Raw genomic sequence first — 16,836 nt, 5'->3', positions numbered from 1 at the left:
CGCTGGCATACGGGGCGGGCCGCATCCAGCGGGTTGATGTCGTCACCGGTCCACCAAGCACGCCCCTCCCGCAGGCGGGCGGGGATGGGGGAAGGAATGCCAAGCAATACTGCCCCTGTTCCACGTGGAACACATTACCCCTGTGGATAATATAGTGCAGAACTCGGGCATAATGTAAAATGCATTTGTGCATCCCGCCCCGCCTTGCCAGAGGCAAATGCATGACAGACGAACTCCGCTCCACCGCTTTCGAGTCCAAGGCCTGGCCCTATGAGGAGGCTCGCAAGCTCCTCAAACGCTATCCCAACGGAAAGCCGGGCGGCGAGCCGATCCTGTTCGAAACGGGCTATGGCCCCTCGGGTCTGCCGCATATCGGCACGTTCAACGAAGTGCTGCGCACCACCATGGTCCGCCATGCCTTCCACGCGCTGTCGGATCAGAAGACGCGGCTGATCGCCTTTTCGGACGATATGGATGGCCTGCGCAAGGTGCCGGACAATGTCCCGAACCAGGAAATGCTGCGCGCGCATCTCGGCAAGCCGCTGACCCAGGTGCCCGATCCGTTCGAGAAGTTCGACAGCTTCGCGGCGCACAATAACGCGCTGCTGCGTCAGTTCCTCGACCGCTATGGCTTCGATTACGAGTTCGCCTCCTCGACCGACTATTACACTGGCGGCAGGTTCGACGACGCACTGCGGCTGGTGCTCAAGCATTTCCAGGGCATTCAGGACGTGATGCTCCCCACCCTGCGCGCCGAGCGCCGCGCCACCTATTCGCCCGTTCTGCCGATCAGCCCCAAGTCGGGCATCGTGTTGCAGGTGCCGGTCGAGGTGGTCGATGCCGAGGCGGGCCTGATCGCGTTCGAGGATGAGGGCGAGCGGATCGTCCAGTCGGCGCTGGGCGGCCTGTCCAAGCTGCAATGGAAGGTCGACTGGGCCATGCGCTGGGTCGCGCTGGGCGTGGATTATGAGATGGCGGGCAAGGACCTGATCGACTCGGTCACCCAGTCGTCCAAGATCGCCCGCGTCCTCGGCGGCCGCCCGCCCGAGGGCTTCAATTACGAGATGTTCCTCGACGAGCATGGCGAGAAAATCTCCAAGTCCAAGGGCAATGGCCTCAGCCTTGATCAGTGGCTGACCTATGGGCCGGAGGAAAGTCTGGCCTTCTTCGCCTATCGTGAGCCGAAAAAGGCCAAGCAGCTGCACATGGGCGTCATTCCGCGCGCGGTGGACGAATATTGGCAGTTCCGGGTGAACTACCCCAACCAGTCGCTTAAGGAGCAGCTGGGCAATCCGGTGCATCACATCCATGACGGTAAACTGCCCGAAGGCGAGCTGCCGGTGACGTTCGGGCTGCTGCTCAACCTGGTCGGGGTGATGGGCGAGGCGACCAAGGAGCAGGTCTGGGGCTATCTCGCCAATTATGTGCCCGAGGCGTCGGCCGCAAAGTACCCGGAACTCGACCGGCTGATCGACCATGCGCTGGCCTATGCCCGCGACTTCGTCACGCCGACGCTCCAGCGCCGTGCGCCCGAGCCGCATGAGGCCGAAGCGCTGCGTCAGCTGGATGCGCAGCTTGCCGCCTCGCCCGAGGGGGCGAGCGCCGAGGACATCCAGAACATCGTCTATGAGATCGGCAAGACCGATGCCTTCCCCTCGCTGCGCGACTGGTTCAAGGCGCTGTACGAGACGCTGCTGGGATCGGCGCAAGGGCCGCGCATGGGCAGCTTCATTGCGCTCTACGGTGTGGAGAACAGCCGCAAGCTGATCGCCGAGGCATTGGCCAAGGCATAACGATACCGGCCCTCACCCTTCCCACCCGCGTTGCGGGTGGGCCCCTTCCCTCTCCCGATGGGAGAGGGAGGGAGGCGCGAAGCGCCGGAAGGGTGAGGGTGGTAGCAACTTAGCGGAGGTGCTCCGCAAAGAACGCCATGGTGCGTTCGTCCGCCAGCTTGGCGGACTCGTCCGACCGGCGCTGACCGAATTCGGTCGCGAAGCCGTGATCCTCACCGGGATAATCGTACAGCGTCACCTTGGGGTGGTCGTCCAGCCCCTCGTGCATCTGCTGTTGCGCATCCTTGTCGACGAAGTGATCCTCCTCGGGGATGTGGAGCAGGACCGGCTTGGCGATGGCGTTCTTCTCATCCAGCAGGCCGTCGATGCCGACGCCATAATAGCCGACGCTGGCATCCACATCGGTGCGCGCCGCGGTCATGAAGGCCAGCCGTCCGCCCAAGCAATAGCCGACGACGCCGACCTTGAAGTCCGCGCCATATTCGTCGCGGATGGTCTTGATCGTCGCCTCAATGTCGCGGATGCCGCCATCCTGATCGAACTGCCCCATCAGGTCGAGCGCCTGCTGCATCTCGTTGGGGACGTCCGGGTCCAGCTCGATGCCCGGCGCGATCTTGTGAAACAGATCGGGGGCGACCGCCAGATAGCGCGCCTCGGCCAGCGTGTCGCATTTGCGGCGGATGCCGGCATTTACTCCGAAAATCTCCTGGATGAGGATGATCGCGGCGCTCGGCTTGCCCTCGGGTTCGGCATAATAGGCGTTGAACTGGCCCTCGCCGGATGTGGCGGCGATGGTCTTGGTGGCGGTCATACGGGTCTCCTGTGGTCGACGCGACCATAACGCCTTATGCCTCGCTTGGTCGCGTGATGGAGAATGGCGCATGAAAGTGAATGTGGAAATCGACTGCACGCCCGAAGAGGCGCGCCGCGCCATGGGCCTGCCCGACCTGACGCCGATTCATGAACGCTATGTCCAGATGATGCTCGACACGATGGAGTCGGGGGTGAAGCCCGAAATGGTCGAGGCAATGATGCGCAGCTGGGCGCCGATGGGCGAGGCGAGCATGGCGATGTGGCGCCGCATGTTCGAGGGGCAGAAGGGCTGAGCATGGCCGACACGATCTTCGCCGTCTCCAGCGGACAGCCGCCGGCGGCGATCGCGGTGATCCGGGTGAGCGGGCCGGGTGCCTTCGCGATGGTCGAACACATGGCGGGCCGGCTGCCTGCACCCCGGCGCGCGGGCCTGCGAACGCTGCGGGATGCAGGCGGAGAGACGCTCGATTCCGCGCTGGTGCTATGCTTCCGCGGACCGGCGACCGCGACGGGCGAGGATCTGGTCGAGCTGCATTGCCATGGCGGGCGTGCCGTCGTCGCGGCGGTGGAAGCGGCGCTGGCGACGCATCCTGGCGTTCGACGCGCGGAGCCGGGCGAGTTCACCCGCCGTGCGCTGACCCATGGCCGGATCGATCTGGCCGAGGCGGAAGGGCTGGCCGATCTACTCGAAGCGCAGACCGAGCGACAGCGGCGCGCGGCGATCGGCGCGGTCGAGGGGCGGGTCAGTCAGGCGTTACGCGGCTGGATGGATCGCACCGCCACGCTATCCGCCGCGATCGAGGCGATGCTCGATTTCGCGGAAGAGGATGACGTTCCGCTCGATGCGGCGGCGCTGGCGCGTATCCGCCACGAGATGGATGCGCTGGCGCGTCAGATGCTGGATGCCGTCGATCGGCCGCCGGTCGACCGGTTGCATGACGGCATTCGCGTCGTGCTGGCGGGGCCGCCCAATAGCGGCAAGTCGACATTGCTCAACCTGCTGACCGAGCGTGACGCGGCCATCGTCTCGCCGATCGCGGGGACCACGCGCGACCGGATCGAGGCCACCGTGCTGCGCGGTGGTATCGCCTATGTCCTGACCGACACGGCCGGGCTGGCAGAAGACACCGATGACGTGATCGAGGCGATCGGCGTCACCCGTGCGCAGGAGGCGATGGCGCAGGCGGACATCCTGCTCTGGTTGGCCGATACGCCGCCCCCGCGTGAGGATGCGCTATGGCTCCATTCGCGTGCCGATCTGCCGGGGCGGGGGGCCTTGCCCGATGGTCGCGCGCTGGCAGTGCGTCGCGACGATGGCGGGTCGATCGCTGCACTATGGGATGCGTTGGCGGCCCGGGCAGTGGCTTTGCTGCCGCGCGAGGATGCCTTGAGCTTCAAGCGGCATCAGCAGGATCAGTGCCGAAAGGCCGCCTTGGCATTGCTGAGTGCGCCGCGATCCGATGCGTTGTTGATGGCGGAGGAGCTTCGTCTGGCGCGTCAGGTGCTGGCCGCGTTGCTTGGTGTGAGTGCGACCGAGACGATGCTTGATGCGCTGTTTGGACGCTTCTGCCTCGGCAAATGATTGTTCCACGTGGAACGTTGACTAAGGAATGTCGGTGGGGATCGCTTTGACGCTGACCCGTCCTTCCGGTAGGGCGGGGGCATGTTTGATGTCGTAGTGATCGGTGGTGGTCACGCGGGAACCGAAGCCGCCGCAGCGGCTGCGCGCCGGGGTGCGCATACGGCCCTTTTGTCCTTCGATCGTCATGGCCTGGGCGCCATGTCCTGCAATCCGGCGATCGGCGGATTGGGGAAGGGTCATATCGTGCGCGAGGTCGACGCCTTTGACGGGCTGATTGGTCGTGCGGCGGATCAGGGTGCGATCCATTACCGCATGCTCAATCGCAGCAAGGGCACGGCTGTTCAGGGTCCGCGCGTCCAGGCGGACCGGCGGCGCTATGCCGGGGCGATCCAGGCGATGCTGGGCGCGCAAGCGAACCTGACCATTATCGAGGGTGAGGCGGAAGCGCTGGTGCTCGAAGGGGACCGGGTTGCCGGCGTGCAGCTTGCCGATGGTTCGGTCCTGGCATGCCGCGCGGTGGTGCTGGCGACCGGCACCTTCCTCGGCGGGCGGCTGTTCCGGGGGGAGGAGCGGCATCTCGGCGGCCGCATCAACGAGCGCGCGGCGACCCGGATGGCGGAGCAGCTGCGCGCGCTGGGGCTGCCCATGGCGCGGATGAAGACCGGAACGCCACCGCGTCTCGACGGGCGGACGATCGACTGGGCCAGACTGGACGAGCAGCCCTCCGACAGCGATCCTTGGACCATGTCGCCGATGACGACGAGCCGACCGCTGCCACAGATCGCCTGCGCGATCACCCGGACTACGCAAGAAACGCATGCGATCATCGCAGCGGCCTTCCACCGTTCGCCGCTGTTCACCGGCGCGATCGAGGCCAATGGCCCGCGCTATTGCCCGTCGATCGAGGACAAGATCAAGCGCTTCGCCGACCGCGACAGCCATCAGATTTTCCTCGAGCCGGAGGGGCTGGACGATCCTTTGGTCTATCCCAACGGCCTGTCGACCTCGCTGCCGACCGATGTTCAGGAAGCGATGATCGCTTCCATGCCGGGGCTGGAGCGGGCGGTGATCACGCTGCCCGGCTATGCGGTCGAATATGATCATATCGATCCGCGTGCGCTCGATGCCCGACTGGCGCTGGGCGCGCTGCCGGGGGTGTTTTGTGCCGGCCAGATCAACGGCACGACCGGCTATGAGGAAGCGGCGGGGCAGGGGCTGATCGCCGGGTTGAACGCTGCCGCGCTGGCCTGCGATCTGGCGCCGGTGATCCTCGACCGCGCGTCGAGCTATCTCGGCGTGATGATCGACGATCTCGTGCTGCAGGGCGTGACCGAACCCTATCGCATGCTGACCGCGCGCGCCGAGTATCGCCTGTCGCTGCGCGCCGACAATGCCGAGAGCCGGCTGGGCGGCATCGCCCAAGCGGCAGGATGTCTGTCGCCCGAGCGGCTGGCGCATCGTGCCCGGCGGCTGGAGCAACGCGCGACCCTGCGCGATCGCCTCGCCACGGTGCGGACCGCGTCCGATCTCGCGCGCAGCGGGGCGGCGATCGCCCAGGATGGCGCGCGCCGGACCGCCTATGAGTGGCTGCGCTTCGATGGCGTCACGCTGGCGCATGTTGCGCCCGCAGCGGCAGAGGGGCTGGACCCTGCCGTCGTCGCCGAGACATTGGAGGATGCGCGCTATGCCCCCTATGTCGAGCGACAGGCGGAAGAGGTTGCACGGCTCCACGCCGATGAGCAGATCCTGTTGCCCGCCTCGCTCGATTATGCCGCGATCCCCGGACTGTCGCAGGAAATGATCGACCGGCTGAGCCTGGCGCGGCCGGCGACGCTGGCGGCGGCATCGCGCATCCGAGGTATCACTCCCGCCGCCCTGTCGGCGGTTCTCCTTCACGCACGAAAGATGGCGGCATGACCGAAGAACAGGCGCGCGACTGGGCGGTCCAGCGCTTTGGCGAGGACGCTGCGAGCAAGATCGACTGGTTCCTCAACTTGGTCGTGGTCGAGAATGACCAGCAGAATTTGATCGCGCCGTCGACCATTGCCAATATCTGGGCCCGGCATGCGCTCGACTCGTTGCAGCTGATCCCGCTCGCCGATCGGGCGGATGGTCAGTGGATCGATATCGGCACTGGCGGTGGCTTTCCCGGCATGGTCGTCGCGCTCGCCTGGCCCGGCCGGGTCGCGCTGGTCGAGCCGCGCAAGCGTCGTGCCGAGTTTCTCCAACACTGTGCCGAGACATTGGGGATCGCCGACCGGGTCAGCGTCCATGCCTCCAAGATCGAGGCGGTCCAGTTGAAGGCCGACATTATTTCTGCGCGTGCCGTGGCGACAGTCGAAAATCTTTTGCGCGCGGCGGCGCATTGCGGCAAACAGAACACGCGGTGGCTGCTGCCGCGCGGCCGCCTCGACGAGCGCGAGATCAAGACCCTAAGCCGGCAATGGCGCTTCGTGTTTCACGTGGAACATAGCATCACATCGACCGAGTCGTCGATCGTGATCCTCGACCGAGTAGGGGCCCGATGATCTGCGTTGCGATCGCGAACCAGAAGGGCGGGGTGGGCAAGACCACCAGCGCCATCAACCTTGCCACCGCCCTGGCGGCAACCGGGCTTCAGGTTCTGTTGATCGACCTCGATCCGCAGGGCAATGCTTCGACGGGCCTCGGTATTCCCAACAGCCAGCGGGTCTTCTCCAGCTATCATGTCCTGCTTGGCGAAGCGCGGATCGACGATGCGGTCGTCCATACCCAAGTGCCGCGTCTCGATATCGTGCCGGCCACGGTCGATCTGTCGGGGGCCGAGTTGGAGCTGGTCGATTTCGAGGATCGCACCCATCGGCTGGATCATGCGATGCGGCGGTCGCAGGGGCGGTGGGACATCGTCCTGATCGACTGCCCGCCGTCGCTTGGGCTGTTGACGATCAATGCGATGGTGGCGTCCGACTCGCTGTTCGTACCGCTGCAATGCGAATTCTTCGCGCTGGAGGGGCTGTCGCAGCTGCTGACCACGGTCGAGCGGATTCGCGCGCGCTTCAATCCGGGCCTCGCGATCCTGGGCGTGGCTTTGACGATGTATGACCGGCGCAACCGGCTGACCGATCAGGTCTCTGCCGATGTGCGCGCCGTTTTGGGAGGTGTGGTGTTCGATACGGTGATTCCGCGCAACGTCCGGCTGTCGGAGGCGCCCAGCCACGGCCTGCCGGCGCTGATCTATGACCATCGTTGCGTCGGCAGCCAGGCCTATATCGCGCTGGCCCGTGAACTGATCGCGCGTCTGCCGCTGACCACCCAGCCGGGCGCGGCGGCGGCATGAGCGCGGAGACGACCGCGAAGCGTCCGCGCCCCGGCCTGGGACGCGGGCTGGGTGCGCTGCTGGGCGACATGGCGCGCGAGGCGCCGATCCGGCCGGGCGATCAACCCGCGATCGGGGGCGTACGCATGCTCCCCGTCGGCGCCCTGTCGCCGCATCCCGATCAGCCGCGTCGCCATTTCGAGGAAGCCGCGCTCGACGAACTTGCCGCTTCGATCGCGGCGCGCGGGCTGATCCAGCCGATCGTCGTGCGTCCGCATGGCAAGGATTATCAGATCGTCGCCGGCGAACGCCGCTGGCGCGCGGCGCAGCGCGCGCGACTGCACGAGGTGCCGGTCGTCGTCCGCGACTTTGACGATGCGCAGACGCTCGAAGTCGCGCTGATCGAGAATATCCAGCGTCAGGACCTGAACGCGATCGAAGAGGCGCAGGCCTATCAGCGGTTGGCGGGCGAGTTCGGCCATACCCAGGAGGCGCTGGCCAAGATCGTCCATAAGTCGCGCAGCCATGTCGCCAATCTGCTGCGCCTGCTCGAACTGCCCGACACGGTGCAGGCGCAGGTGGTCAACGGTGCGCTGTCGATGGGCCATGCCCGCGCGCTGCTGGGCGCCGACGAGGTCGAGGCGCTCGCGGATCAGGTGATCGCGCGGGGCCTCAGCGTTCGTGAAACCGAAAAGCTGACTCGTGAGGCGAAGGGCGGCGGGCGCAATGCGACCGAGTCGTCGGACAAGAGCGGGGCGCCCAAGGGGCAGGGTCAGGATGTACCCGATGCCGACATCGCCGCGCTGGAGAATCAGCTCGCCGATCTGCTCGGCCTGTCGGTGCGGATCGTCCATGGCGAAAAGGGCGGCACACTAACGCTCAACTATTCGACGCTCGATCAGCTCGACATGGTCTGCCAGCGACTGACCGGCGAGGGCATTTGAAGGGGACACGATTTCCCCAACGATAGGGGCTATCGGCGTCTTCGCCGGGACATCCGGCAATTTGCCTTCACATTTTAACGAGTTGGGGGAGGGGGCAACCTCTCCCCGCCCTTACGGGGTCGATTGCAGCCGATCGATCCAGTCCGTCACGGCGCTGCGAAGCGTCTCGCGGGTCTTTCCAGAAGCGAGCAGCAGGGGCAGGCCCAGCAAGGCGGGCACGAAGCTCGCGAGGATCAGCCAGCCGATGAAGGCAGCGATCAGGATACCGGCCGCCATGCGCAGCTGCCCGACCGTGCCGGCGTTCAATGTCAGGGTGCGGGGACCTTTGGCGTCGTAAAATCGCCGGGTCGTCCAGACCAACCCGCCGTCAAAGCGGATTTTGGTCGGCAGCCAAGTCCGGTCACCGGCTTTGGCACGGTCGACAGCCCCGGTCGGCAGGCTGGCGAGATCGAGGGGCTTTTGAGGAGTCGGGGCGGAAGGCCTTTTTGCCTGTGTATCGATCACCTCCAGCCGCCGGCCGCGCTCGACGACGCGAAAGCGGGTGGGGGGCATATCTGTCACGCGCACTGTCCTTGCCGGTGGGCACGCCATTGGTCGGCGCTTTGCCCCTAGGCATCGACCCGAAAATTCTCCAACGGGGCGGGGAGACTGACCGGCCCCTGATTCACCGCACCCAAACGCTGCGCGAGGCGAATCGAGCCGACATTGTCGGGATCAATGGTGTGGATCACATGATCCCAGCCCAGCACATCGACGGCATAGTCCATTGCCGCGACCGCCGCCTCATGCGCATAGCCGCGCCCGGCGAATTCGCGGGCCACGCCCCAGCCGACCTCGCGCCCCGGCCAGCCCTCAGGCTGCCATGGGCCGATCCGTCCGACCCAGCGGCCGGTGTCGCGCTCGATCACCGAGAACATGGCGAAGCCGCGCACGCTCCACGCGCCGACCATGGTGCAGAGCGATCGCCACGCCGCCCCGCGCGCCTGGACGCCGCCGAGGAAGCGCATCGTGTCCGCCTCGGCATGGAAGGCCGCCCAGGCCTCGAAATCCTCCGCCGAGGGAAGCCGCAAGGTCAACCGCTCGGTCTGGAGGACGGGGGATGTCACCCGAACCGGCCCTTCAGCGCCAGCATGGCGAGTGCCGCCTTGGCCGCCTCGCCACCCTTGTTCTTTTCGTCGGGCTTGGCGCGGGTCAGCGCCTGCGCCTCATTCTCGGTGGTGATGATGCCGTTGCCTAGGGCCAAGCCGTCCAAGGTCAGCGCCATCAGGCCGCGCGCGCTTTCGTTCGAGACGATCTCGAAATGATAGGTCTCGCCGCGGATCACCACGCCGATCGCGACGAACGCGTCGTAGCGGCCCGAGTCCGCCGCCATCGCGACCGCGCCGGGAATCTCCAGCGCGCCGGGGACGGTGATCGTCTCATGGCTGTGGCCCGCCTCTTCGATCGCGGCGCGTGCGCCGGCCAGCAGCAGGTCGTTCAGATGCTCGTAGAAGCGCGCCTCGACGATCAACACATGCGCCATCAGGCGTCTCCCTCAGCATTTTCGATCCGACGTTCGCCGACGATCGACAGGCCATAGCCGTCGAGCCCGATCAGCGTGTGATGGGTGTTGGTCAGCAGCACCATGTCCTGCACGCCCAGCTCGGCCAGGATCATCGCGCCGACGCCATAGTCGCGCAGTTCCTCCATATCGATCTGCACTTCCTCGCCGGCCTTCAGGCGGACGGCGGTGGTGAAGGCGTCGGTACGCGGGCGGTTGATGACGACGATCACGCCCGAGCCCTCCTCGGCGATCATCCGCATCGACTTGGCGAGCAGCGCCCCGCGCGACCCCGCCTCGCCGAAGACATCGGCGAAGGGCGACAGCGCGTGCATCCGCACCAGCACCGGCTGGTCGGTGTCGAGCTTGCCCTTGACCAGCGCCACCTGCTCGGTGCCCGTCGCCTTGTTGCGATAGGCGCGCGCAGTCCAGGTGCCGCCCCACTCGCTCTCGAACGTGGCTTCGGACTGCAATTCGACCAGATGGTCATAGCGGCGGCGATAGGCGATCAGGTCGCGGATCGTGCCGATCTTCAAATTGTGGAGCTGTGCGAAGGAGACGAGATCGTCCATCCGCGCCATCGTCCCGTCCTCGTTCATGATCTCGCAGATCACGCCCGAGGGGTTCAGGCCCGCCAGCCGCGCGACATCGACCGCCGCCTCGGTGTGCCCCGCGCGTACCAGCACGCCGCCGTCGCGCGCGACCAGCGGGAAGACATGGCCCGGCGTCACCAGCGCATCCGCGCCGTGGCTGGCATCGATCGCCACCGCGATCGTCCGCGCGCGGTCGGCGGCGGAAATGCCGGTGGTCACGCCTTCGCGCGCCTCGATCGAAATGGTGAAGGCGGTTTCGTGCCGCGTCCCGTTCTTCGGGCTCATCAACGGCAGGCCGAGCGTGTCGACCCGCTCGCGCGTCATGGCGAGGCAAATGAGCCCGCGCCCGTGCCGCGCCATGAAGTTGACCTTCTCCGGCGTCGCCATCTGGGCGGGGATGACCAGATCGCCCTCATTCTCGCGATCCTCGTCATCGACCAGGATGAACATGCGACCGTTGCGCGCCTCGTCGATAATCTCTTCGGGGCTGGACAGGAAACCGCGCCGCAGACCGGCCAAAGCGTCGGGATTAGCGGCCACGATAATGCTCCATGCGCTGCAGGTACCGGGCGAGCACGTCGATCTCGATATTGACGCGCTGACCCTCCGTGATGCCGCCCAGCGTGGTGACGGCGGCGGTGTGCGGAATGATGTTCAGGCCGAAAACGGTGCCATCCGGGCCATCCTCGACGCTGTTGACGGTCAGCGAGACGCCGTCGACCGTCACCGAACCCTTGGTCGCCATGAAGGGGGCGAGGTCGGCGGGTACGCGCACGAATACGCGGTGCGATCCGCCTTCTTCCGTCACCGACACGACCTGGCCGACGCCATCGACATGGCCGGTGACGATATGCCCGCCCAGCTCGTCGCCCAGTTTCATCGCGCGTTCGAGGTTCAGCCGCCGGCCGGTCGTCCACTGGTCGGCGGTGCGGCTGATCGTCTCGGCCGAGACGTCGACCGCGAACCAGTCGGGGCCTTTCTCGACGACGGTCAGGCAGACGCCCGAACAGGCGATCGATGCGCCCAGGTCGATGCTGGCCGTATCATAGGCGGTGGCGATGACGACCCGCGTGTCGCCGCGTGTTTCCACGGCGGTGACGGAGCCGATGTCGGTGACGATCCCGGTAAACATATCAGGCGCGTTCGTAGACCTCCAACCGGTCGCTGCCAAGCATCCGCGAATCGGATAGCCGCCATCGCCCATGCGCCTCGGCCAAGGAGGCCAGCCCTATATCGCCCAGCGCCGCGCGACCCTCACCGATCAGGATGGGCGCGCGGTAGAGGAGCAGCCGGTCGACCAGATCGCCGGCGAGGAAGGCGGAGGCGGTCTGCGCGCCGCCCTCGACCATCAACCGGTCGACGCCTGCCAGATCGGCGATGGCGGCGGGGGAGGGGATCGTCTCCCAATCCTTCTCCGGCGTGCGGGAGAGCAGAATACGGCGCGGGCTATGCCCTTCCAGTCCCGGCAGGCGGACATCGAGCCGGGGCGCATCGGCCAGCAAAGTGCCGCGCCCGACCAGGATCGCCTCATGCCGGCTGCGCTCGAGATGGGTATGCGCGCGCGCCTGGGGGCCGGTGATCCAGCGGCTCGTCCCATCGGGCCGCGCGATCCGGCCGTCGAGCGAGGTGGCGAGCTTGAGCGTAACGAAGGGGCGCCCTTTCGCACGGCGGGTGAGGAAGCCCGCGATCATCGAACGCGCTTCGGCCTCGCACACGCCGACCGTCACGGCGATCCCGGCGGCTCTGGCACGGTCGAAGCCCTGGCCATTGGTACGCGGATCGGGGTCGCCCATCGCCGCGACGATCCGCGCCACTCCGGCGTCGATCAGCAAATCGGTACAGGCGGGGCCGCGCGTCGAGACATGCGCGCACGGCTCCAGCGTGACATAGGCGGTGGCACCGCGTGCGCGATCGCCCGCCTCGGTCAGCGCCATCGCTTCGGCATGCGGGCGTCCGCCTGGCTGCGTCCAACCGCGACCGACCACGCGGCCGTCGCGGACGAGTACGCAACCGACATTGGGGTTGGGGGCGGTCCGGCCGACGCCGCGACTCGCCAGCGTCAATGCCGCGCCCATCCAGCGCCGGTCGATCAGATGCCCCACTTGGTCAGCGCATCGTCGACCTTCTTGAATTCGGCCTGGCGTTGCTCCTTGGCGGCCTTCTCCTCCGCCAGTCGTTCCTTTTTCTTCACATAATCGATCTTCTGCTGCGCCAGGATTTCCGCCTCGCTGCGGTCGGCGCGCCATTGTTCGACATAGATGATGTCGGGCTTGTACGGCACCGGCACATAATCGTCGCGTGCGAAGGCATAGATGAAGAAGCCGGTGATGCCGACCGCGACCATCAGGAAGACCAGTTCGACAGGGTGACGCTGCGACAGGAAGACACGCAGGTCGCGAATGGCGCGAACGGGGGAGAAGCGGCCGAAGAACGACATAGGGACAATGTAGGCGTTGGCGGCGGTTGGCGCCAGTGGGGTCAGGGTGGTCTTGGGGTCGGTCTCGGTGAGACTCCTTTTCCCTCCCCCATCCCCTCCCGCCTGCGGGAGGGGCGTGCCAAGGGTCACCAATGGCTGCCTCAGCAAGTAATGATCTTTTTGCTTATGCTGAACGCTTGCCAGGCAGCGCACCCCTCCCGCAGGCGGGAGGGGATGGGGGAGGGCATAGCTCTAGGCAATACGTTTCCGAAGAATGCCCCCAGCACGAAAAAGGGCGGCCGCATCGCGACCGCCCCTTCCTGTTCCGGTGACGGAAACCTTCGCGAATTACGCGACGGTCTTCATCTTCTCGGCGGCGACCGCGAAGCGGTTGCTCAGCGGCTGGGCGATCTCGCCGGCCAGCTTCATCATCGTTTCAGTCGAGCGCGAGGTTTCGGCGACCATCGAGTCGAAGGCCGAGCGGGCGAAGTCCGACTGGAGCTTCATGAACTCGGTCGGCGACTTGACCGACGACAGCGTCTGCATCGTCTGGGTCGCGGTCTCGAACGAGCGCTTGGCATAGTCCGCCGCGTCCTGGCCCAGCGTCTGCGCGCCCTTGGCGGCGATCTTCGACGATTCGACCATCGCCTCGACATTGTCCTTGTTGAAGGCGATCATGTCTTCGAACAGCTTGGCGCTCTTGTTCATCGCGTCCTGGGTGCGGGCCTGCGCCTCACCGAACATCGCCTGGGTCTTGGCGGCGGTGTCCTGGGCGGCGTTCTCGACGGTGCTCGTGGCGTCCATGATGATGTCCTTGGTGCTGGATTCCGCCGGAACCGCGGCGGTCGGGGAAGAAATTTGCGGCGTCGCCTCAGGCTCGGGGGCGGCCGGCGCGGGTGCCGCCTTGACCTCGGGCGCGATCGGGGCGGGCGTCGCCTCGACCATGTCGGGTTCGGGCACCACCGCCAGCGGGATCACGCTCGCGGGTTCCACGGCCGGCTGGCTCGGCGCAGCCATGGGGTCGGGCGCGGGCGTCTTGGCGACGGCCGGCGTCGCGACGGGCGCAGCGATCGCAGGCGTGGGATCGGAGGGAAGGCCGGGGAGCGTCTTGGCGGCGGCGGGCTTGGCGACGCGACGCGTCCTAGCCGCCGGCTTCGCGGCGAGGGTGCCCTGCTTGTTCTTGTCCACCAGCTCTCTCCCGATTTGCTGCGCTGCACAATAATGATTCGGACGCAAGTTATCAACAGCTTTGTGCAGCGCAGCAATCGTTTTTATCGCTGCCGGACGTAGCGTCCCGGCGCGTCTTCGAGTGCGGGCAGGGCACCCTCGCCGGGGATACGCGCACCGGTCGCCGCGACCTGATTCGAATCGCGCGCGCGCAGCCAGTCGGCCCAATCCGGCCACCAGCTGCCCTTGGTTTCGCTGGCGCCCGCCATGAACTCGGCGAGCGTCTCGACGGGCCGATCGTTGGTCCAATATTGATATTTGCCGGCCGCCGGCGGGTTCACGACACCCGCGATATGCCCCGACCCCGCCAGGACGAAACGCAACGGGCCGGCAAAGGCATGGGTGATCTTCCACACGCTTTCGGCGGGGGCGATGTGATCCTCGCGCCCCGCCTGGACATAGGCGGGGGTAGTGACCTTGGTCAGGTCGAGCGGCACGCCCGCCACCGCCATCGCACCGGGGGTCATCAACCGATTGTCGCGGTACAGATCGGTCAGATAGCTGAGATGCCATTTGGCGGGCAGGTTGGTGACGTCGCCATTCCAGTGGAGCAGGTCGAACGGCACATAATCGCGCCCCAGCAGATAGTTGTTGGTGACGTAGTTCCAGATCAGGTCGCGCCCGCGCAGCAGGTTGAACGTCACCGCCAGATAGCGCCCGTCGAGGAACCCGTCGGGGGACAACGTGCCGATCAGCTTCAGCTGTTCGTCATCGACGAAGTGAAGCAGTTCGCCCGCCTTGGAGAAATCGACCTGCGCGGTGAAGAAGGTGGCGCTGGCGACCTTGGCCGCCTCACCCTTGGCCGTCAGATAGGCCAGCGTCGCGGCCAGCGTCGTACCCGCCACGCAATAGCCGACGCTATGCACCGACTCGACGTCGAGCAGGTCGCGCACCGTGTCGATCGCATCGACCTGCGCGGCGACATAATCGTCCCAGATCACGTCCTTCATCGTCGCGTCGGCGGATTTCCACGACACCATGAAGACGCTGAACCCCTGATCGACCAGCCATTTGATCAGGCTTTTCTCGGGCGCGAGGTCGAGGATGTAGAAACGGTTGATCCAGGGCGGGAAGATCACGATCGGCACCGCCGCCACCTGTTCGGTGGTGGGCGTGTACTGAATCAGTTCGTAAAGGGGGGTGCGCTTGACGACCTTGCCCGGCGTCGCGGCCAGATTGCGGCCCACCTCGAACGCGCGCGAATCGCTGTGCGTCAGCTGCCCGCGCCCCAGGTCGGCGAGCATGTTCTGGAGACCTTTAAGCAGATTCTCGCCGCGCGTCTCGACGATCTTGTCCAGCACCTCCGGGTTGGTCGCGGGAAAGTTCGTCGGGCTCATCGCATCGATAAAGCCTTGCGCGGCGAAGCGGATCTGCTCCTTCTGCTTCGGCTCCACCCCTTCCAGCGCGTCGACGCCGCGCAGCATATGGTCCGAGATCATCTGGTAGCTTTGCCGAATCCAATCGAACAGCGGCGACTGCCATTGTTCGGCCTTGAACCGGCGATCGGGCTTGGGAGCCTCGCTGGGTTCGGCTGCGGGATCGACGAAACGCTGCCACAGCTTCATCGAATCGGACCAGAAGTCGCGCACCCGCCCCAGCGTCGCGGGATCGTTGAAGCCCGGCACCACCGGCATCCCCTCGGGCGGGGGCGAGAGGGCGGCCTCCATCATCATCTGCTGCGCCCGGCCCATCACCCAGGTCCAGTGCTGCAACTCTTCCAGCGTCGGAAGGGTGGGGGCGGTGGTCTGGCCGGCGGTCATCGCATCCTCTCGTTCGTGTAACGCCGTCCTAGCGTCATGATATTGCGCCGTCATGTCGGGTCGCGTTGTTCAACGAAAGACGCTAAGCATCGGGTCCCAAATCGTTACATAGAGGGACCCATGTCCGAAGAGTTCTACCGCATCAAGCGCCTGCCGCCCTATGTCATCGCCGAAGTGAACGCGATGCGGGCCGCCGCGCGCGCGGGCGGCGAGGACATCATCGATCTGGGCATGGGCAACCCCGACCTGCCGCCGCCGCCGCACGTCCTGGAAAAGCTGATGGAGGTGATCCAGAAGCCCGACGCGCACGGCTATTCCCAGTCGAAGGGCATTCCCGGCCTGCGCCGCGCCCAGGCCAATTATTATGGCCGCCGCTTCGGTGTCGATCTCGATCCCGAGACGGAAGTCGTCGTAACCATGGGATCGAAAGAAGGTCTGGCCAGCCTCGCGACCGCGATCACCGCGCCCGGCGACGTGATCCTGGCGCCGAACCCGTCCTATCCGATCCACACTTTCGGTTTCATCATCGCGGGCGCGACCATCCGCGCGGTGCCGACCACCCCCGACGAAGCCTATTTCGAAAGCCTCGAGCGGGCGATGCACTTCACCGTGCCGCGCCCCTCGGTGTTGGTCGTGAACTATCCGTCCAACCCGACCGCCGAGACGGTGGACCTGGCATTCTACGAGCGGCTGGTCGCCTTCGCAAAGAAGCATGAGCTGTGGGTGTTGAGCGACCTCGCTTATTCCGAGCTTTATTATGACGGTAACCCGACGCCCTCGATCCTGCAGGTCAAGGGCGGCAAGGACGTCGCGGTCGAGTTCACCTCGCTGTCCAAGACCTATTCGATGGCGGGCTGGCGCATCGGTTTCGCG

Annotated in this window: 18 protein-coding genes; 8 read left to right on the top strand and 10 right to left on the bottom strand. The window is 66.1% G+C overall.

Annotation, left to right across the window (positions count from 1 at the left end; genetic code table 11):
• Positions 1-221: 221 nt before the first annotated feature.
• Positions 222-1,793 (top strand): lysine--tRNA ligase, encoded by a 1,572-nt coding sequence (locus tag ACQKJZ_RS11975; RefSeq protein ID WP_427731280.1) that lies wholly within the window; start codon positions 222-224, stop codon positions 1,791-1,793.
• Positions 1,794-1,902: 109 nt separating this feature from the next.
• Here the strand turns inward: ACQKJZ_RS11975 and ACQKJZ_RS11970 are convergent, their stop codons facing one another.
• Positions 1,903-2,604: a dienelactone hydrolase family protein gene (locus ACQKJZ_RS11970; protein ID WP_427731279.1), complete on the bottom strand. Its 702-nt coding sequence runs from the start codon at positions 2,602-2,604 to the stop codon at positions 1,903-1,905.
• Between the two features lie 70 nt (positions 2,605-2,674).
• Here ACQKJZ_RS11970 and ACQKJZ_RS11965 point away from each other — a divergent pair, with 70 nt between their 5' ends.
• The 6 genes from ACQKJZ_RS11965 (at position 2,675) to ACQKJZ_RS11940 (ending at position 8,427) form a co-directional block, all read left to right on the top strand.
• On the top strand, positions 2,675-2,899 hold the full coding sequence (locus tag ACQKJZ_RS11965; RefSeq protein WP_427731278.1) for a DUF6489 family protein: 225 nt from the start codon (positions 2,675-2,677) through the stop codon (positions 2,897-2,899).
• A 2-nt stretch (positions 2,900-2,901) separates the two neighbouring features.
• Entirely contained in the window at positions 2,902-4,188 is a 1,287-nt protein-coding gene (mnmE, locus tag ACQKJZ_RS11960) for a tRNA uridine-5-carboxymethylaminomethyl(34) synthesis GTPase MnmE (protein WP_427731277.1), read from the top strand.
• An 81-nt stretch (positions 4,189-4,269) separates the two neighbouring features.
• A complete protein-coding gene (mnmG, locus tag ACQKJZ_RS11955; protein WP_427731276.1) occupies positions 4,270-6,105 on the top strand; it encodes a tRNA uridine-5-carboxymethylaminomethyl(34) synthesis enzyme MnmG in 1,836 nt (611 codons plus the stop codon).
• Complete coding sequence (gene rsmG / locus ACQKJZ_RS11950) at positions 6,102-6,716, top strand: 16S rRNA (guanine(527)-N(7))-methyltransferase RsmG (protein ID WP_427731275.1); 615 nt, start codon at positions 6,102-6,104, stop codon at positions 6,714-6,716. The genes mnmG and rsmG overlap by 4 nt, the downstream gene beginning before the upstream one ends.
• Positions 6,713-7,504, top strand: a complete 792-nt coding sequence (locus ACQKJZ_RS11945) for a ParA family protein (RefSeq protein WP_007405343.1) — start codon at positions 6,713-6,715, stop codon at positions 7,502-7,504. The genes rsmG and ACQKJZ_RS11945 overlap by 4 nt, the downstream gene beginning before the upstream one ends.
• Positions 7,501-8,427 (top strand): ParB/RepB/Spo0J family partition protein, encoded by a 927-nt coding sequence (locus ACQKJZ_RS11940; protein WP_427731274.1) that lies wholly within the window; start codon positions 7,501-7,503, stop codon positions 8,425-8,427. Before ACQKJZ_RS11945 ends, ACQKJZ_RS11940 begins: the two co-directional genes overlap by 4 nt.
• Before the next feature lie 111 nt (positions 8,428-8,538).
• On the opposite strand, the gene ACQKJZ_RS11935 is transcribed toward ACQKJZ_RS11940, so the two are convergent.
• The 9 genes from ACQKJZ_RS11935 to ACQKJZ_RS11895 form a co-directional block, all read right to left on the bottom strand.
• Positions 8,539-8,988: a hypothetical protein gene (locus ACQKJZ_RS11935; RefSeq protein ID WP_427731273.1), complete on the bottom strand. Its 450-nt coding sequence runs from the start codon at positions 8,986-8,988 to the stop codon at positions 8,539-8,541.
• A 47-nt stretch (positions 8,989-9,035) separates the two neighbouring features.
• On the bottom strand, positions 9,036-9,533 hold the full coding sequence (locus tag ACQKJZ_RS11930) for a GNAT family N-acetyltransferase (protein ID WP_427731272.1): 498 nt from the start codon (positions 9,531-9,533) through the stop codon (positions 9,036-9,038).
• On the bottom strand, positions 9,530-9,949 hold the full coding sequence (ribH, locus tag ACQKJZ_RS11925) for a 6,7-dimethyl-8-ribityllumazine synthase (RefSeq protein ID WP_312488257.1): 420 nt from the start codon (positions 9,947-9,949) through the stop codon (positions 9,530-9,532). Before ribH ends, ACQKJZ_RS11930 begins: the two co-directional genes overlap by 4 nt.
• A complete protein-coding gene (gene ribB, locus ACQKJZ_RS11920) occupies positions 9,949-11,100 on the bottom strand; it encodes a 3,4-dihydroxy-2-butanone-4-phosphate synthase (protein WP_427731271.1) in 1,152 nt (383 codons plus the stop codon). Before ribB ends, ribH begins: the two co-directional genes overlap by 1 nt.
• Positions 11,090-11,692: a riboflavin synthase gene (locus ACQKJZ_RS11915; RefSeq protein ID WP_427731270.1), complete on the bottom strand. Its 603-nt coding sequence runs from the start codon at positions 11,690-11,692 to the stop codon at positions 11,090-11,092. The genes ribB and ACQKJZ_RS11915 overlap by 11 nt, the downstream gene beginning before the upstream one ends.
• A 1-nt stretch (position 11,693) precedes the next feature.
• The gene (ribD, locus tag ACQKJZ_RS11910) at positions 11,694-12,635 is read right to left on the bottom strand and encodes a bifunctional diaminohydroxyphosphoribosylaminopyrimidine deaminase/5-amino-6-(5-phosphoribosylamino)uracil reductase RibD (RefSeq protein ID WP_427731281.1); all 942 of its coding nucleotides are present in this window, start codon (positions 12,633-12,635) and stop codon (positions 11,694-11,696) included.
• 14 nt (positions 12,636-12,649) lie between these two features.
• Entirely contained in the window at positions 12,650-12,997 is a 348-nt protein-coding gene (locus tag ACQKJZ_RS11905; RefSeq protein WP_312488252.1) for a hypothetical protein, read from the bottom strand.
• 327 nt (positions 12,998-13,324) lie between these two features.
• On the bottom strand, positions 13,325-14,164 hold the full coding sequence (gene phaP, locus ACQKJZ_RS11900; protein ID WP_427731269.1) for a TIGR01841 family phasin: 840 nt from the start codon (positions 14,162-14,164) through the stop codon (positions 13,325-13,327).
• An 83-nt stretch (positions 14,165-14,247) separates the two neighbouring features.
• Positions 14,248-15,963, bottom strand: coding sequence for a PHA/PHB synthase family protein (locus tag ACQKJZ_RS11895; protein ID WP_427731268.1), 1,716 nt, complete (start codon positions 15,961-15,963; stop codon positions 14,248-14,250).
• A 120-nt stretch (positions 15,964-16,083) separates the two neighbouring features.
• Between ACQKJZ_RS11895 and ACQKJZ_RS11890 the strand changes: the two genes are divergently transcribed.
• Positions 16,084-16,836: aminotransferase class I/II-fold pyridoxal phosphate-dependent enzyme (locus tag ACQKJZ_RS11890; protein ID WP_427731267.1), on the top strand; the 753-nt coding region annotated here is incomplete at its 3' end.

It is taken from the genome of Sphingomonas sp. NPDC019816, assembly GCF_050274375.1.
Classification (GTDB): Bacteria; Pseudomonadota; Alphaproteobacteria; order Sphingomonadales; family Sphingomonadaceae; genus Sphingomonas.
The sequence above is the reverse complement of the archived record's forward strand: the minus strand, read 5'-3'. Positions and strand labels throughout refer to the sequence as shown.

Coding starts and splice junctions, on each gene's coding strand:
- ACQKJZ_RS11975 (WP_427731280.1), top strand. CDS start 222: ATGACAGACGAACTCCGCTCCACCGCTTTCGAGTCCAAGGCCTGGCCC.
- ACQKJZ_RS11970 (WP_427731279.1), bottom strand. CDS start 2,604: ATGACCGCCACCAAGACCATCGCCGCCACATCCGGCGAGGGCCAGTTC.
- ACQKJZ_RS11965 (WP_427731278.1), top strand. CDS start 2,675: ATGAAAGTGAATGTGGAAATCGACTGCACGCCCGAAGAGGCGCGCCGC.
- mnmE (WP_427731277.1), top strand. CDS start 2,902: ATGGCCGACACGATCTTCGCCGTCTCCAGCGGACAGCCGCCGGCGGCG.
- mnmG (WP_427731276.1), top strand. CDS start 4,270: ATGTTTGATGTCGTAGTGATCGGTGGTGGTCACGCGGGAACCGAAGCC.
- rsmG (WP_427731275.1), top strand. CDS start 6,102: ATGACCGAAGAACAGGCGCGCGACTGGGCGGTCCAGCGCTTTGGCGAG.
- ACQKJZ_RS11945 (WP_007405343.1), top strand. CDS start 6,713: ATGATCTGCGTTGCGATCGCGAACCAGAAGGGCGGGGTGGGCAAGACC.
- ACQKJZ_RS11940 (WP_427731274.1), top strand. CDS start 7,501: ATGAGCGCGGAGACGACCGCGAAGCGTCCGCGCCCCGGCCTGGGACGC.
- ribH (WP_312488257.1), bottom strand. CDS start 9,949: ATGGCGCATGTGTTGATCGTCGAGGCGCGCTTCTACGAGCATCTGAAC.
- ACQKJZ_RS11915 (WP_427731270.1), bottom strand. CDS start 11,692: ATGTTTACCGGGATCGTCACCGACATCGGCTCCGTCACCGCCGTGGAA.
- ribD (WP_427731281.1), bottom strand. CDS start 12,635: ATGGGCGCGGCATTGACGCTGGCGAGTCGCGGCGTCGGCCGGACCGCC.
- ACQKJZ_RS11905 (WP_312488252.1), bottom strand. CDS start 12,997: ATGTCGTTCTTCGGCCGCTTCTCCCCCGTTCGCGCCATTCGCGACCTG.
- ACQKJZ_RS11895 (WP_427731268.1), bottom strand. CDS start 15,963: ATGACCGCCGGCCAGACCACCGCCCCCACCCTTCCGACGCTGGAAGAG.